This is a genomic window from Dehalococcoidia bacterium, assembly GCA_040902535.1.
Taxonomy (GTDB): domain Bacteria; phylum Chloroflexota; class Dehalococcoidia; order DSTF01; family JACRBR01; genus JBBDXD01.
The window spans coordinates 69852-86749 of the sequence record JBBDXD010000017.1; the positions used below are offsets into that span (position 1 = coordinate 69852).

Sequence of the window (16898 nt, forward strand, 5' to 3'; positions counted from 1 at the left end):
CATGGCTCGCCTGTACATCGATGAGAACGTAGGCAATTTTGCATCGCCGCTTCGGGCACAGGGCCTCGATGTGCTTTCGGTGGTAGAGGACAGCAACCGTAGGAGTCGCACCGATGCCTGGCATTTTCGCGAGGCCGTCGATCAACGACGAATTCTAATCACGTTCAACCGGCGCGACTTCGATTACCTCCATAAGCTGTGGACGACGCTCCATGCCTTGCGGCTCGTCGATGAACCGCATCCGGGCATCCTGACCGCGACACCGGCACGAAACCTTACTCCAGAAACTTGGTTACCGAACTTGATAGATAGACTCGGATCTGACGTCATTCCCGGCCGCCTGTTACGATGGAATCCTGGCAGCGGTAAGTGGCAAACGGATCAAAGGCGATCTGAAGACGCCTGACCCCGGAGGACGCGCATATGGTCGCCTGGCGATACAGCGAATGGGACGGCACGCAGGAGATTCCGCCGCTCGATCCGGACGACGTGCTGGAAGCGCTCACCGACGACCTAATGAACTTCGGGGACCTGCAACACGCCATGCGCAACCTGCTCCAGCGCGGCATGCGCGATAACACCGGCAACCGGCTGCAGGGCTTGCGCGATCTGCTGCAGCAACTTCGCCAGCAGCGGCGCAATACGCTGGACCGCTTCAATCTCTCGTCGGTGATGGACGACATCAAGCGGCAGCTCGACGAGTTGCTCGACATGGAGCGCAACACGATCGACCGGCGGCTGCAAGAGGCGACCGGCGACCAGCCGCCCTCGGATGACGCATCGTCACAGCCGCAGGGAGGCCAGCAGCCTTCCGGAGAGCAGAGCGGTCAGCCGCAAGGTGGTCAGCCGCAGTCGGGCCAGGCGCAGAGCGGACAACAGCAGCAGGGCACGCCGGGCCAGCCTTCGATGTCGGGCGCGCAGGGTTCGCAGCAGGGCGGCCAGCCGGGTGAAGGCGGACCGTCGCAGTCGGGGCAGCAGGGCGGCGACCAGGACCAGTTCGCGAAGATGCTGGAGAACATCGCGAACCGCAAGAAGAACTTCCTCTCCAATCTGCCCCAGGACATGCCGGGCGCAGTGAAGGAACTCCAGAACTACGAGTTCATGGATCCGGAAGCGCAGCACAAGTTCAACGAGTTGATGGAGTCGTTGAAGAAGGCGATGACGGAGACCTTCTTCAAGGACATGTACAACCAGATCGCGAACATGTCGCCGGAAGACATGGCGCGCATGAAGCAGATGGTCAAGGACCTCAACCAGATGCTCAGCGACCGGCTGGCGGGCGGGGAGCCGGACTTCGACGGGTTCATGCAGAAGTACGGCGATCTGTTCGGGCCGAATCCGCCGCAGTCGCTGGATGAACTCGTGGCGCAAATGCAGTCGCAGATCTCGCAGATGCAGAACCTGCTCGATAGCTTGCCGGGCGACATGCGCCAGCAGTTGCAGGAGTTGCTTTCCGATAAGGTCGGCGATCCGGAGCTGCAGTCGGAGCTTTCGGAGCTGGCGTCCAATTTGGAGTTCCTGTCGCCGATGCGCGACATGCGCAATCAATATCCGTTCCGCGGCGACGAGGAGATCGATCTCAACCAGGCGATGCGGCTGATGGACGAGATGCAGTCGATGGACGACCTGGAGCGTCAGCTCGAGCGCACGCAATACGGCGGCGACATCGACGACATTGACGAGGAGAAGCTGCGCGAGCTGCTCGGGGAAGAAGCGTCGGAGACGCTCGACCAGCTGAAGAAGTTCCTGGAGATCCTGGAGCAGTCCGGCTACATCCGTCGCAAGGGCAACAACTGGGAATTGACGCCGCGCGGCACGCGCAAAATCGGCCAGAAGGCGCTCGGCGAGATCTACTCGCAGCTCAAGCAGGATTCGTTCGGCAAGCACGCCGTGCGAGACAATGGCCGTGGCGGCGAGCGCGCCGACGATACGAAGAAGTACGAGTTCGGCGACCCGTTCCACCTGGCGCTCGACAAGACGATCATGAATTCGCTGCGCCGCGAGGGGCCTTCGCTGCCGGTGCGGCTCGACAAGGACGACTTCGAGGTCTACCGCTCGGAACAGCTGACGCAGACGGCGACCGTGATGATGGTAGACCTCTCGTGGTCGATGGCGCTGCGCGGCTCGTTCCAGGCGGCAAAGAAAGTAGCACTGGCGCTGAACAATCTGATCCGCAGCCAGTTCAGCCGCGACAGCCTGTACATCATCGGGTTTTCGGCGTACGCGCGAGAGCTGCAGGCGGAGCAATTGCCGTACGTGCGCTGGGACGAGTCGGTGCTGGGTACGAACATGCACCATGCGCTGATGCTGGCGCAGAACCTGCTTGCCAAGCACAAGAACGGCACGCGGCAGATCATCATGATCTCCGACGGTGAGCCGACGGCGCACCTCGAGCGCGGACGTTCGTACTTCGCGTATCCGCCGAGCCCGATCACGATCCGCGAGACGCTGAAGGAAGTGAAGCGGGCGACGCAGAAGGGCATCACGATCAACACGTTCATGCTCGACAGGAACTACTACCTGAAGGAGTTCGTGAACCAGGTCGCGAAGATCAACAAGGGGCGCGTCTTCTACACGACTCCGGACAAGCTCGGGCAGTACATCCTGGTCGACTACGTGCAGAACAAGCGCAAGAACGTCAAGGGGACGTAGGCGCGCGCTGCGCGCGGACTGTTTCAGTTTTCAGTTGTAAGTTGTAAGTGGCGCCGGCGGAAGGCCTGTTCGGTGATGCAGGTATGTGGGTTTTCATCGAACGGATCGGCGATCTCTACGTCGGCGTCGCCCATGACGAGGCGGGCCGCGAGCTATTGGAGATCACCACACCAGTCACGGACTCCGAGATCCACGCACAGTTCGCGGCATTGGCAGACTACGGAGACTGCACTGACGTCGACTTGGCTCTCTACGATGCCGACGAGGCACTTAATAGCGGGCAAGAAGCCCAACGCGAATTCTTCCATTTGCTCCGCGTGCGAGCCATGGCCGGCCTGTCTTCCCCGTCGGACTGCGCGTACGTGGTGGATCAGGTACGCGATCCCGACTCCAGGCACGACATCCGATTTCTTCTTTGGACACTCGCCTACATGGGCTCGCAATACGAGGATGTCGTCGCGCCGTTTCTCGATCACGCAAACACAGTCGAAGAAGCCGAGTACGCAATGGACGCCCTCCTCCAAATGGGGCTTCTCGACAAGTACGTCGACCGCCTTATCGAATGGATGCACGGGCACCGGGTTTTCCCGAACACCATGGCATCGGAACAACGACCTGCGGCATGGCCGCAAACGCCTTCAGGAAGAGCCAGAACCCGAAGATACTTCAGGCGCTAATACGCGTCCAGGGACACTACCGAACGATGGGCGTCGCGCGAACACGCGCTCGGTTGCCTGGCCATCGCAATCGATGTTGAGAATGCGCCAGTGGGCGAACGCCTTCCGCCGCATCACCCTTACTTCACTCTGCTACTTCAGAAGGCAAAGGTTCTTTTGGAGAATCTTCACACCGGATGACGACGGGGCCTTAGACTTCGCGGCGGCCTCGTCAGCGCATCTGCGCGCGGATCTCGCCCCTGGGGTATTCGGACGTGTGGACATTAACTTAGGAGTTGACCGACTCGACCGCGGACAAGCTGGGCAGTACATCCTGGTCGACTACGTGCAGAACAAGCGGAAGAACGTCACGGGGAGGTGACGGCCGCTCGTGCGGCCGAGTTGTCAGTTGCCAGTCGTCAGTTGAAAGTGCATCGTCGCGGCGAGAGAGATTCTTCGCCGCGCTCAGAATGACGCATGTTCAGCGGATGGGTGTGCGCGCGGGTGTTTGTCGTGCGGAGAGATTCTTCGCTTCGCTCTGAATGACGGTATTGCGGGGCGTTGGTGTGCGGGTGCGACGGTGGTGGTCGTGACGGAATCCTTCGCGTTGCTCAGGATGACGTTATGCGGCGTCTTTCTCCGCAGGTCGATTGGCGTGCGGAGAGATTCTTCGCTTCGCTCTGAATGACGGTATTGCGGGGCGTTGGTGTGCGGGTGCGACGGTGGTGGTCGTGACGGAATCCTTCGCGTTGCTCAGGATGACGTTATGCGGCGTCTTTCTCCGCAGGTCGATTGGCGTGCGGAGAGATTCTTCGCTTCGCTCTGAATGACGAATGGCGCCGATGGTGCGTTGCACGGCGGGATTTCGCCGCGCTCAGAATGATCTGTGGCGGACGCACGGGCGCACGGTTACCTGATGGCGTTGCAGGTGGGTTTAGGCGCCGCCGCCGCTTGCGCTCGCCATGGCGAGTTCCGTGTCGGGTACGGCGGGTACCGGCTGATGATGCGGCGGCATGCCAGCGAGTTCGCGCATGGCGTTTTCGAGCATCTTCGTGCCATCGGACACGGAGGTGACGCCTTCGACGGAGACCGGCGCGCCGATACGCACGCTGACGGATGCGGGGCGCGGCTTGCGGGCGCCCTTGGGCATGACTTCGCGCAGTCCTTCGATGTACAAGGGGATGACCGGGACGTGCGCCTGCATGGCCATGATCGTGGGGCCGACCTTGAAGCGTTGCACCTGGCCCGACTTGGAACGGCCGCCTTCCGGGTAGATCAGGAGCGACCACTTTCGCTTGAGCAGCGACAGCGGGTACTCGAGTTGCTTGACGCCACCGCCACGCGCGACGGGGAAGGTGCCATGGAACAACGAGTACCACCAGGTGCGCTTCTTGCGGCTGGCATAGAACTTGTCCGCGGCCGCGGCGATGATGATGCGATTGCGAATGCGCTCCGGCAGCGCCGCGAGCACAACCGGCGTATCGAAGTGCGAGCTGTGATTGGCGATCACGATCGCGCCGCCCTTGTGATTCGCCAGGTTCTCGATGCCTTCGACGTTCAACGGTTTGCAGTAGCGTTTGACGTGGCGCGTCATCACCCAGTGACGTCCGGTACGGCGCAACGTGCGCGCCCATAGCGACGTCTGCCAGCGATGCGGCTCCGTACGATACGGCTGCATCTCCAGCAGCTTCACGAAGCGATGCATACCGATGGCCGGGGCGACGACCATGCGCGTCGTGCCGAGGCCGGCGATCTCGGATTGGATGAGCTGAACGGCGGCGTTGTCCTCTGCTTCGATAATCGTGACGAAGTCGTACGGTCCGAGAGTGGCGTATTGCGCGGTGACTCGCGCGCCAAGGTGCTCGGCGATGCGCGTGACCTCCCGGACGCGGCCGGGATCGGCATGCACGCGCTTACGTCCTTGGGACGTCAGGGTGGTGAAGACGACGTAACACGCCACGATCGCCTGTCCTTACTTGCGCTGGAGCATCTTGGTGAACGCATCGACGGGCAGGGCAGGCAAGGTGGTGAGCGAGACGGTGCCGCGAGCGCCGAGTTCGACGGAGATGCGTGCGACCGTCTCATTGTCGGGGGCTTCGAGGATGTTCACGAAGTCGTAGCCGCCGAGCACGGCGTACTGCTGCAGGACGCGCGCGCCCATCGCCTCGATCTCGCGGTTGACTTCCTGGAGGCGCTCGGGTCGCTCTTTGAGGGTCTTGCGGCCTTCATCGGTGAGGGTGCTGAGCATGATGTAGGTGGCCATCTGTCGCCTTCCTTCCGATCATCCTGATCGTGGGAGACGATCGTACTCCAGCCGAGGGCGGAATTCCAGAGCGGCGCGGGCCCGCCATCGAAAGTGACGCGGTGAATTAACTCAGATCAGGGTGCAAAACAGGCGCGCGAGCTCTACATCGAGCTGGGTGCCGGCGGCGCCGAGCAGGATCTGCTTGGCGTCCTTCGAGCCGAGCGCGCCGCGGTGCGGCCGTTCGCTGACGAGCGCCGAGTAGACATCGGCGACGGCGATGATGCGCGCTTCGAGGGGGATGTCGTCGCCGGCGAGCATTTCGGGGTAGCCCTTGCCATCGGGGCGTTCGTGGTGACGGGCGATCCAGGTCGCTACCTCTTCAAACCCCGGCAGGCCCTGCAGGATCATCTCGGAGCTGGACGGATGCTGCCGCATCACCTGCATCTCGGTGATAGACAGGATGTCAGGCTTCGACATAACGCGTGCGGGGACGCCGAGCAGGCCCAGGTCGTGCAGCAGGGCGCCGATGCGGATCATCTCGGTGTGATCGGGATCGAGCGCGAGCGCCGTCGCCAGTTTTTCGGCGCCGTCGGCGGTGCGTCGGGAGTGGCCCGCGGTGTGGCCGCCCTTGGCGTCGGAGATGTCGGCGAACACTTCGGCGAAGCGCATCACGCGCTTCTTGCTCCTGCGCGTATCGATGGGCCCGCGCAGGGCATTGAGCGTCTCGGCCAGGTCTTCGGAGTAGAGCCCGAGCCAGAAGTTGTCGGAGCGCGCGAGCGCGAGCAACGTCTTGGCGACGGCCGGATCGATGACGGTACCCGCGTACTCTATGACCGCCTGCGGAAAACGTCTTCGCGCCGCAAGCGAACTGATCTCCGCGGCGATGATCACCTCGGCGAGGTCGGCGGCAGCCACGATGCGCGCCTCCAGCGGAGTGGCATCGCCGGCGGCGGCGTGCGGGAAGCCTTCGCCGTCCCAGCGCTCGTGGTGTGCGAGCACGGCGGAGGCCGCTTCATCGGCGAGATCGAGTGTGCGCACCGTTTCGGCGCCGAGCATGCAGTGCTGGTGGACGGCATCGGCGACGTCGTGCTGATCGGCGAACGCGAACGGGCCGCGAGCCTCGGCCGCGCGCAGCGGCATCGGTCCGAAGATCGTCTCCTCGTCGACGCCGGCGACGCGACAGATGTCGGACGCGGCGAGCGTCACGCCGATGTCGTGGAGGAGGGCGCCGAAGTAGGCGCCGGCGCGCTGGTCGGGCGAGATATCCATGCGGTCGGCAAGACTGGTGGCGATGTAACAGACGCGCTGAGCATGGCCGATGGGCTTGCCCTCGGCAAGGTCGAGGCCCTGGCTGAGCCCGATGGCCAGTTCGGCGGCGGTGAGCGCGTGCAGGCGCTCCGGACGCCGCGTGACCGGCAGGGCCAGGTCATCGAGCGTGAGGACGGGCCGGCGCGGGGGGCTGCTGTCACTGACCACGGGCGCTCCGCGTAGATTCAAATCGGCCTGACGGGTTGCTCGACGAAAGTATCGGCGGGGAAATCCCTTACTTTCGGGGGCAGGCACCCGCGGAGCCGCGGCCAAAGCGGAGCAGCCAGATTCGATTTAGGTGCGAGCGTCAAGAATAGGCGGGACGCATGAAGGGCTCCTGCGGGCGCCCTTCTGCTTCAGGGCGCTATGAACGGCTATCGGCGGCGGCGTGCGCCCACGGCGACGAGCCCGCCACCGCCGACGGTGAGCACGAGACCGGCCGCGAGAAGCAGCCATGTTGATGAACTCACCGTGGCCGTACCGTCGCCGGTGTTCGGCGGCGCGACGCCGCCAGCGCCGGCATCACCCGGAGGGGTGTTCGTCGGAGCGGATGCCGGGGGCTCGGTGGGGTCTGGGTCGGGGGCCGCCGTATCCGTCGCGGCGGGGCTGGGTGTGAGGCGGGGCCCCGGGCCGGGGTCCGGGCAGTCACCCGAAACCTCTCCGAACGCGATGATCCCCGTTTGCTCCTGGACGCAAGGATCGCCAGCGGTTGGATCCGGCGACGGGACGAACGTGCCGTTCCCGGCGGACACCGTCACGGCGCCCTGCGTAGCGACGTTGGCGCCAAGGACTGCGACGAGCATGCCCACCGCGAGCATTATGCTGCCGATTGCGATGAATCGATTCGGTAACACAGTGTCTCCCTGCTACTGTTGCGGGGTGTACCGTCGAGAGAATAGGCGTACCGATCACGTGAATCAGCAATAACCGGTAACACCGCCAACTTATGGAAGTGCGCGCAGCACTTCTTGACCGCGTGATCGGCGCTGATATGATGGCGTCGCCGCATCCGATCCCGTTCGAGGAGCTTCTGCGCATATGCACGTACTCGCTGCAGGCAAGGCCGAGTACCTGGCTGTCGACCCGGATGGATTTCGCGCGTACGTGCGCGACCACAAGCAGCGCGCGCTGACGCCGAAGCTCATGTCCGCGCATGACGCCATCGAGCGGTTCGTCGCCGACGGCGAGTATTTCGTCTATGACTGCAACTACTTTCAGCGCGGCCCGTCGACGCTGATCCGCGAAGTGATCCGTCAGCAGAAGAAGGATCTTTGGATCTGCGGCAAGTTCACGTACGTCGACGTGGGGTTGCTCGCGGGGGCGGGCTGCGCGACGAAGGTCGACTGCGGCTTCTTCTGGCCGGGCGCGACGATCGACAACGCCGTACGCGCCGGCCGGCTGGAGGTGTTCGAGTACAGCAACGTCGTCATGACGCTGCGGCTGCAAGCGGGTGCAATGGGACTGCCATTTCTGCCCGTGCGGTCGTTCGGCGGGACCGACGGGTTCGAATATTCGGGGGCGAAGCTCGTCGAGGATCCGTTCACAGGGAAGCCGATCACGCTCGTGCCCGCGCTCAATCCCGACGTAGCGATCATCCACGCGCAGCAGGCGGACGTGTACGGCAACGCGCGCGTGTTCGGCACGGGGATCGCCCACGAAGAGTCGGCGATGGCGTCGAAGAAGGTGATTGTATCGGCGGAGGAGATCATCGACACGGAGGAGATCCGGCGCGACCCGGGGCGCACGAGCATCCCGTATTACGCGGTCGATGCGGTCGTGCACGCGCCGTTCGGCGCGTGGCCGGGGAACTGCGGCGGTTACTACGGGTCCGACACGATGGGCGTCATCGAGACGTTCGGCGCGATCTCGCGCGATGCCGTCGGCGAGTACGTCGCGAAGTACGTGACGCCGTTCGCTGACGACGGGCAGATGTTCGAGGCGCTGGTCGGGCAGGAGCGGCTCGAGAAGCTGCGGGCGAACGAGACGATCAGCGACGGGTACCGGGCGTGAAGCTTGGGTATACGGCGGGATACTGGACTGCGGGACCGCCGAGCGGCATCGAGGAGAGCATCGCCGAAGCGGAGAAGCTCGGGTTCGATTCGTTCTGGACGGCGGAAGCGTACGGGTCTGATGCGCTGACGCCGCTCGCGTGGTGGGGCGCGAAGACATCGACGATCAAGCTGGGCACGTCGATCGTGCAGATATCGGCGCGGACGCCGGCGGCGACGGCGATGGCGGCAATGACGCTCGATCACCTGTCGGGCGGGAGGTTCATCCTGGGGCTGGGGGCATCGGGGCCGCAGGTGGTCGAGGGCTGGTACGGGCGTCCGTATCCACGGCCGCTCGAGCGCACGCGTGAGTACGTCGAGATCATCCGTCGCATCATCGCGCGCGACGAACCGGTGGAGTACGCCGGGAAGCACTACCAGATGCCGTATCCGGGCGGGATGGGACTCGGCAAGCCGCTGAAGTCGACGGTGCATCCGTATCGAACTGACCTGCCGATCTATCTAGGCGCTGAAGGCCCCAAGAACATCGCGATGACGGCGGAGATCGCCGACGGCTGGATGCCGGTGTTCTTCTCGCCACGGCTCGAGCCGTTCTATCGTGAGGCGCTGGCGGAGGGGTTCGCGCGCCAGGGCGCTCATCGCACGAGCGGCGATTTTGAGGTGGCGGCGGCGGTCGCAATCGTGCCGAACGACGACGTCGAAGCCGCCGCGGACGCGGTGCGCCCGACGCTTGCGCTGTACATCGGCGGGATGGGAGCGCGGGGCGCGAACTTTCATTATGAAGTGTTCGCGCGGATGGGCTACGAGGCGGAATGCGCGAAGATTCAGCAGATGTACCTGGCCGGACAGAAGCGTGAGGCGATCGCGGCGGTGCCGACGAAGATGGTCGAAGACGTGTACCTCATCGGGCCGATGGGCAAGATCAAGGATGAGCTGCAGGAGTGGAAGGCATCGCTGGTGACGACGCTGCTCGTCGGCGGGCCGCCGCAATTGCTGAACACCATAGCGGACGCGGTGCTGTAGACATCGAGGTGGAGTGATGGCCATCGATCCGGGCATACGCAGGGCGAGCGGGACGCCGGCGACGTCGTTCAACGAGCGTGAGATGCAGATTTGCACCGTCGCGCGGATGGTGGAGGACGGGAAGACGTACTGGGTGGCGGGCGGGGGCAGCCCGATGTACGCGGTGCTGATCGCAATCAAGCTGTATGCGCGCGGGGCGCAGTACATCACGGAGGATGGCGTCATCGCACCGGAGCCGCTCCTGCCGTTTGAGCCCGTTATGACGATGGTGAGTTCGCGGGCGGGATACCGGGCGCTGGCCTGGGGCACGATGAACACGGCGGGCAATCACGCGCAACTGGGCCTGCTGGATTATGGCATCCTCAACACGCTGCAGGTGGACCAGCACGGCAACATCAATTCGACCGCGATCGGCGAGTACGGAGCGGGAGCGCGCCGCTTCGGCGGGCCGGGTGGGGCGGATTCCATCGCGGCGCTCTGCTGGCGCACGATCCTGATGACGGACCAGGAGAAGCGCAAGTTCGTGGAGCGGGTGGATTTCATCTCGTCGCCGGGGTTTCTCGATGGCAGTGAAGGTGCGCGCGAGCGTGCCGGGCTGCCATCGGACACGGGTCCGTTCCGCGTCGTGACGCCGTGGGCGGTGTACGACTACACGGTCGCTCGGAAATTGCGGCTGGTTGCGATCGCGCCGTGGGTCAGCGTGGACGACGTTCTTGCCGAATGCGAGTATCCGCCTGTCGTTGCGGACGAGGTGGCGACGCTCGAGGGGCCTACCGAGGAGGAATTGCACCTTCTGCGCACGGAATTGGATCCGCGCGGCCAGAACACGGCGGAGCGCAGCGCGTGGGTGGTGTATGATGGTGAAACGTACGTACGTACCGACGGATGAGTACGCTGCGTGCGTGCGGTGTTGCAGGAACATAGGGCCTCCCTGCACAGAACATGAACATCTACGCCAGACGACGAACTGCAACGGCGTGTGTCTTGCAAACGTCGGCGTGCGCTGATATCTCTCTTAACAGGCCGCTCCCTACTTATCCCCTGCCAGCCTGTGCGTGGGGTCGCCAGTGACCCGCGCACCGCGCTTTATGTGAGGTGCACCGACATGCGTATCCTACAACTCGCGCCGCTGTGGGAATCCGTGCCACCGCCAGCCTACGGAGGCACGGAGTACGTCGTGAGCCTGCTCACGGAAGAACTCGTGAAGCGCGGACACGACGTAACGCTTGCCGCATCCGGCGACTCGACCACATCGGCGCGTCTGTTTGCGAGCTACGACCGCAGCCTCCGCAGCGCTGACGACCTGACGGACCGATCGCCGTATGACTGGCAGCACATCGCGAGCGCCCTGCGGCACGGGAGAGACTTCGACATCATCCATAACCACGCCGGGGAACCGGCGATGGTTATGTCCGCGCTCGTCGGCGTGCCCATCCTCACGACAATGCATTGCCTCCTGACGTCAGACACGCGCTTCATCTGGGAACGATACGGCGGCGCGTACAACACGATTAGCAGGTCACAACACCATCACGTCCTGCGGTTCGAGGGCCCTGCACGCTTCCTGGGGCACGTGTACAACTCGGTTGATGTCGACTCATTCCCCTTCGAACCGACAAAGGGGAGCGACCTGCTGTTCCTGGGCCGCATGGCGCCGGAGAAGGGCCCGCACCTGGCGATAGACGTGGCGAAGCGACTCGGCATGCGACTGATCATGGCGGGGAAGGTCGACCGGTACGACCGCACATTCTTCGAGAACGTGATACGCGAGCGCATCGACGGCGAGCAGATCGTGTACGTCGGCGAGGCCGACGCTTCGCAGAAGCGGAAGCTGTACGGCAAGGCGAAGTGCGTACTGATGCCGCTGACATGGGAAGAGCCGTTCGGCCTCGTGATGCCGGAGGCAATGGCCTGCGGCACGCCCGTGATTGCGCTGCGGCGGGGAGCAGCGCCGGAACTCATCGCGCACGGGCGGACGGGTTATGTCGTCGACACAGTAGACGAGATGGTCGAGGCGGTGCGAGACGTGGGCCGGATCGACCCCGCAAGCTGCCGCGCGCATGTTCGAGAGCACTTTTCGCCCGTCGCGATGGCCGAGGAGTACGAGCGGCTGTACGAGACGCTCGTAGCCGGCACTTCGGGCCGTGGCAGCGTGCCGGTGGAATCTGTGCTACCTTCGAGAAAGGACGGCGAAAGCGATCCGGCACTGGCCGTTGCATGATGCGCAGATGACATACAACGACGACCAATCGCACGACGGGCTTGTGACGCGGGCACTGACGAGGTTCGCGCATTCCGTCGTGGGCGATGGTGTCACCGTGGACTACCGGGGCGGCATCGCCTCGATTCGCGGCAGGGTGGCGTCGGCGACGCAGGCGCGTGCGCTCGAAGATCTGATCCGTCATCACGATGAGGTGTCGGGCATCGAGTCCGAACTGCGCATCGATATGGCGGCGGCGGCGATGATGCGCCGCGCAGACTGAAGAGGAGACGAGGCGATCAATCGTCCCGAATCGGAGCCGGCGATCACCGGCGGGTGGGACATCCTCCCCGAAGGGGAGCCGATGGGCATCGAGGACATCCGCGATGCTCTCATCATTCGTGAAGGATCGATCTTCTTTCTCAGCGATCGCCGCGGCAACGCGCCCGCCGGCAACAACCAGGGATTCGGCATCTACCACGCGGACACGCGACATCTTTCGGCGTACACGCTAACGCTGAATGGCGCGCACCCGGTGATGCTGCTCTCGACCGCGGAACTGGGTTACGCGATGGAGCAGGTGATGACGAATCCGACGATGTCGGACGCAATCGGACGTGTCATCGAGCGGGGGAGCATCGAGATCCGGCGCCAACGCGTGATCGCGGATGTCGTCGAAGAGACGCTTTCGATCACAAACTACAATCCGTTCCCGGTACTGCTTCATCTGCTATACGAGTTCGGCGCCGACTTCGCGGATATCTTTGACGTGCGCGGCTATCGACGTGAGCACGTCGGGACGATGTCAGAGTTCGGCATCACGGAACGCGCAATTCAGTTCGGCTACCGCGGCATCGACCATCGATCTCGTTCAACGCGCGTTGAGTTTGACGAAAAGCCGGATTACATCGACGCGTCGACCGCGTTGTTCCGCCTGACGCTCCCGCACCGCGAAGTGGCGACGGTGAGGCTCGAGATCAATCTGCACGCGACGGACGAACCGCGCGTGGCGCGACCGCGTCGCATGGAGGCGGTCGCGGAGGATTACCGGCGGTGGATGGACCGGGGCACGGAGATCACGACGGACAACACCTTCCTGAATCGCGTGCTCACGCGTTCGCTGCACGACATCCGCATGCTGTGGAGCACGACGCACGACGGTTCTTCGTATCCGGCGGCCGGCACGCCGTGGTTCGACGCATTCTTCGGGCGCGACAGTTGCATCCTGTCCATGCAGATGCTGGCGTATCAGCCAGACATCGCCCGGGCGTGCCTGACGCTGCTCAGCCGCTGGCAGGGATCGGGCCACGACCACACGCGCGACGAGGAGCCAGGCAAGATCCTGCACGAACTCCGCTTCGACGAGCTAACGGCGGCGGGCGAACTTCCCTACGGACCGTATTACGGCTCGGTCGACTCGACGCCGTTGTTCGTGTGGCTGGCGGGCGAGTACTTCGCCTGGACGGGCGACCTGGAGTTCCTGCGCACGTTGCTGCCTTCGATCCAACGGGCGATCGCCTGGATGCGGCAATGGGGCGACGCCAAAGGCGATGGTTTTCTCTCCTACGAGAAGCATTCCGCGCGAGGTCTGGTGAACCAGGGTTGGAAAGACTCCTGGGACGCGATCGCGCACGCCGACGGTACGCTCGCGGCGGCGGCGATCGCGCTCGCCGAGGCGCAAGGTTACATGTACGCGGCACAGACGCGCATCGCGCCGGTGCTCGAGCGCCTCGGTGCGCACGAACTGGCGGCAGAACTACGGCGCGATGCCGACGCGCTGCACCTTCGGTTCAACGAGCAATTCTGGATGCCGGACGAACACTACTACGCGATGGCCATCGATGGGGCGGGGCAGTTGGTCCGGTCACTGGCAAGCAATGCCGGACATTCGCTCTGGGCGGGCGCCGTTGACGCGTCGCACGCAGGTGATGTGGCCGAACGACTGCTGTCGCGCGACCTGTTCAGCGGGTGGGGCATCCGGACGCTTTCGGAGAGTCACCCGCGGTTCAACCCGATCGGCTACCACGTCGGCACGGTGTGGCCGCACGACAACAGCGTTGCCGCGTTCGGACTGAAGATGTACGGGTTCGAGGAAGAGCTCAACGTCGTCGCGAGCGCGCTCTACGACGCATCGACGTCGTTCGAGTACTTCCGGCTGCCGGAGTTGTTTGGCGGCGAGCGGCGACTCGACCACGGGCCGCCGGTGCCGTATCCGGTGGCCTGCAGGCCGCAGTCGTGGGCGGCCGGCGCGATGCCGCTGATCATGCAGGCGATCCTCGGGCTGAAAGCGAACGCGCCGGAACGAAGGCTGCGCGTCGTCAATCCGCGGTTGCCGGAATGGCTGAACTTCGTCCTCGTGCGAGGCCTGCGCGTGGGCGAGGGCGAAGTGTCTCTGCACTACCGGCGCGACGGCGAGCACACGCGCGTCGAAGTGCTCGAGGCCACGGGCGGCATCGACGTCTTGTTCAGCAAGAGTTGGCATCCAGCGGGAACGTAATGCGCGCCGCCCGAGATACGTGCCGCAGCGCGCGCCTATCGGTGCGTCCGAACCTACCCTCACCCGCGGATCTATGTTAAGAACACCTATCTCACGACTGTCAGGAGTGCGGGTTGTTCAAGAAAATCCTGGTGGCCAATCGCGGCGAGATTGCCCTCCGGATCATGCGCACGTGCCGCGAAATGGGCATCGCCACCGTCGCGGTGTACTCCACGGTCGACCGCAACATGCTTCACGTCCGGTACGCCGACGAGGCGTATCTGATCGGTGAAGGGCCGCCGCTCGAAAGTTACCTGAACTACGGACGCATAGTGCAGGTGGCGAAAGCAGCCGGCGTCGATGCGGTACACCCGGGCTACGGATTCCTGAGCGAGCGCACGGAGTTCGCGCAGGCGTGCGCCGATGCGGGCATCACGTTCATCGGACCGACGCCGGAAGCTGTCGTCCTGTTGGGTGACAAGGTGAACGCGCGGCGCACGATGATCGCCGCAGGCGTGCCCGTCGTGCCGGGTACGGAGGGCCGCGTCGAGGCTGACGACGCGGTGCGCATGGCGCCCGAGATCGGTTTTCCGCTGCTCATCAAGGCATCGGCCGGAGGCGGCGGCAAGGGCATCCGCCTGGTGAAGAGCGCCGACGAGGTCGCGGGGTCGGTGCGGACGGCTTCGAGCGAGGCACAATCTGCGTTCGGCGACGGCGGCGTATTCCTGGAGCGGTACCTGTCGCCGGTGCGCCACGTCGAGATTCAGATCCTGGCCGACAACCACGGTAACGCGGTGGCGCTCGGCGAGCGCGAGTGTTCCGTGCAACGGCGTCACCAGAAGCTGCTGGAGGAGTCGCCATCGCCAGTGATCGACCAGTCGACGCGCGAGCGGATGATGGCGGCGGGCGTCGCGGCGGCGAAGGCATCGGGGTACACGAATGCGGGGACGGTCGAGTTCCTGTACGACCCGGCGTCGAAGGAGTTCTACTTCCTTGAGGTGAACACGCGCCTGCAGGTGGAGCACCCGGTGACGGAGTGGCTCACCGGACGCGACCTCGTGCGCGACCAGATCCGCATCGCCGCCGGGGAGCCGCTGGGGTTCACGCAGGACGATGTGCAGCTACGCGGCGCGGCGATCGAGTGCCGGATCGCGGCGGAGGATCCGTATAACAACTACTTGCCTTCATTGGGACGCATCGGCTTCGTCAGCGAGCCGAGCGGGCCCGGCGTACGCGTCGACAGTTCGATTTTCGGCGGCATCGAGATCCCGTACTTCTACGACCCGATGCTCGCCAAGCTGATCTGCTGGGGTACGGACCGTACGCAGGCGATCGCGCGCATGAAACGCGCGCTCCGGGAGTACGTGATCGTCGGCGTGCAGACGAACATACCGTTTCACCTGCAGTTGCTCGACGACGCGCGTTTCGTCGACGGCGCCGTACACACGGGCTTTCTCGACAGCGAGTTCACCATGCAGGAACCGACGTCGGACGCGGGCGACGACCGCGTCGCGCTGCTGGTGGCGGCCGTGATGTCGCATGAACGGCGCAGCCGCAATGGCGCACAGCCGGCGGTCATCCAGGGGCCGGCTGATGGCTGGCGGGACGCCGGACATACACGGCTGGTGGACCAGCGTTCTTCGATGAACCAAACAGGGGCGCGATGGCGGCGAAATATCGGCTGAGGCTCGGCAGCGACGACCACGAGGTCGAAGTCGAGCCGGACGGCGCAGAGGGATACCGCGTCAGGATCGGAGACGAGGTCGCGAAGGTCAGCCTGCGGCGGATCAATGACAGCGCGCGCTATTCGCTGATCGTCGACAACGCGCCGTATGACGTGTTTGCGGAGGAAGGCCCGACGGGCTTTCACATCGTCGTCGGCGGGCGGACGATCAACGTCGGCACGCAGACGGGGCGGCGGGGCGGCGCGGGCGCGGGTGACGCGCTCGATGTTGATGCGAGCGGCGAGTGGGTGCTGAAGTCGCCGATGGCCGGCATCGTGCAGGAGATCCGCGTCGCAGCGGACGACGAAGTGGCGCAGGGGCAGGTGCTGTGCGTCGTCGAGGCGATGAAGATGCAGAACGAGCTGCACGCGAGGCGCGCGGGCACGGTGAAGGCCGTCTACGTGAGCGTCGGGCAGCGCGTGGACCAGGGGACGCCGCTCCTTGTGCTGCTGTAGTTAGGCCCACGACCTCTTCAGATTGATTGCAGGCGTTCCGACCAATCCCCTATAGTGAAGTTCACATCTGTGAAGCGCGTTCAGACAGGAGCGATCCATAGCTAAAGACCTGCGCATCAACGAGAAAATCCGCGTCCGCGAAGTCCTCGT

The 16898-nt window shown here is 64.3% G+C and carries 15 protein-coding genes; 11 read left to right on the top strand and 4 right to left on the bottom strand.

Features of this window, described 5'->3' with window-relative positions:
* Window position 1: 1 nt before the first annotated feature.
* Genes WEB52_08105 through WEB52_08115 form a run of 3 tightly spaced genes read left to right on the top strand, consistent with a single transcriptional unit; the run spans window position 2 to window position 3329 of the window.
* Complete coding sequence (locus WEB52_08105; protein MEX2226396.1) at window positions 2-406, top strand: DUF5615 family PIN-like protein; 405 nt, start codon at window positions 2-4, stop codon at window positions 404-406.
* A gap of 17 nt (window positions 407-423) precedes the next feature.
* The gene (locus tag WEB52_08110; protein ID MEX2226397.1) at window positions 424-2652 is read left to right on the top strand and encodes a VWA domain-containing protein; all 2229 of its coding nucleotides are present in this window, start codon (window positions 424-426) and stop codon (window positions 2650-2652) included.
* 47 nt (window positions 2653-2699) lie between these two features.
* Window positions 2700-3329, top strand: a complete 630-nt coding sequence (locus tag WEB52_08115) for a hypothetical protein (GenBank protein MEX2226398.1) — start codon at window positions 2700-2702, stop codon at window positions 3327-3329.
* 913 nt (window positions 3330-4242) lie between these two features.
* Here the strand turns inward: WEB52_08115 and WEB52_08120 are convergent.
* The 4 genes from WEB52_08120 to WEB52_08135 all read right to left on the bottom strand — a co-directional run bounded on the left by WEB52_08120 (window position 4243) and on the right by WEB52_08135 (window position 7664).
* Window positions 4243-5268 carry a 1-acyl-sn-glycerol-3-phosphate acyltransferase gene (locus tag WEB52_08120; GenBank protein ID MEX2226399.1) on the bottom strand — a complete coding sequence of 342 codons (1026 nt, stop codon included), beginning with the start codon at window positions 5266-5268 and terminating at the stop codon, window positions 4243-4245.
* 12 nt (window positions 5269-5280) lie between these two features.
* On the bottom strand, window positions 5281-5571 hold the full coding sequence (locus WEB52_08125) for a GYD domain-containing protein (protein MEX2226400.1): 291 nt from the start codon (window positions 5569-5571) through the stop codon (window positions 5281-5283).
* A 111-nt stretch (window positions 5572-5682) separates the two neighbouring features.
* On the bottom strand, window positions 5683-7029 hold the full coding sequence (locus WEB52_08130) for an HD domain-containing phosphohydrolase (GenBank protein ID MEX2226401.1): 1347 nt from the start codon (window positions 7027-7029) through the stop codon (window positions 5683-5685).
* A 206-nt stretch (window positions 7030-7235) separates the two neighbouring features.
* Entirely contained in the window at window positions 7236-7664 is a 429-nt protein-coding gene (locus tag WEB52_08135; protein MEX2226402.1) for a hypothetical protein, read from the bottom strand.
* Between the two features lie 235 nt (window positions 7665-7899).
* On the opposite strand from WEB52_08135, the gene WEB52_08140 reads away from it, so the two are divergent.
* From WEB52_08140 to WEB52_08175, 8 genes are all read left to right on the top strand, one after another.
* Window positions 7900-8871 carry a CoA-transferase gene (locus tag WEB52_08140; protein ID MEX2226403.1) on the top strand — a complete coding sequence of 324 codons (972 nt, stop codon included), beginning with the start codon at window positions 7900-7902 and terminating at the stop codon, window positions 8869-8871.
* Window positions 8868-9893: an LLM class F420-dependent oxidoreductase gene (locus WEB52_08145; protein ID MEX2226404.1), complete on the top strand. Its 1026-nt coding sequence runs from the start codon at window positions 8868-8870 to the stop codon at window positions 9891-9893. Before WEB52_08140 ends, WEB52_08145 begins: the two co-directional genes overlap by 4 nt.
* A 16-nt stretch (window positions 9894-9909) precedes the next feature.
* A complete protein-coding gene (locus tag WEB52_08150; protein MEX2226405.1) occupies window positions 9910-10782 on the top strand; it encodes a CoA-transferase in 873 nt (290 codons plus the stop codon).
* A gap of 216 nt (window positions 10783-10998) precedes the next feature.
* Window positions 10999-12114 (top strand): glycosyltransferase family 4 protein, encoded by a 1116-nt coding sequence (locus WEB52_08155; protein ID MEX2226406.1) that lies wholly within the window; start codon window positions 10999-11001, stop codon window positions 12112-12114.
* Between the two features lie 7 nt (window positions 12115-12121).
* Window positions 12122-12376 (top strand): hypothetical protein, encoded by a 255-nt coding sequence (locus WEB52_08160; GenBank protein ID MEX2226407.1) that lies wholly within the window; start codon window positions 12122-12124, stop codon window positions 12374-12376.
* A gap of 81 nt (window positions 12377-12457) precedes the next feature.
* Window positions 12458-14590, top strand: a complete 2133-nt coding sequence (locus WEB52_08165) for a glycogen debranching N-terminal domain-containing protein (protein MEX2226408.1) — start codon at window positions 12458-12460, stop codon at window positions 14588-14590.
* Window positions 14591-14703: 113 nt separating this feature from the next.
* Entirely contained in the window at window positions 14704-16254 is a 1551-nt protein-coding gene (accC, locus tag WEB52_08170) for an acetyl-CoA carboxylase biotin carboxylase subunit (protein ID MEX2226409.1), read from the top strand.
* Complete coding sequence (locus tag WEB52_08175) at window positions 16233-16748, top strand: biotin/lipoyl-containing protein (protein ID MEX2226410.1); 516 nt, start codon at window positions 16233-16235, stop codon at window positions 16746-16748. The genes accC and WEB52_08175 overlap by 22 nt, the downstream gene beginning before the upstream one ends.
* Window positions 16749-16898: the final 150 nt, after the last annotated feature.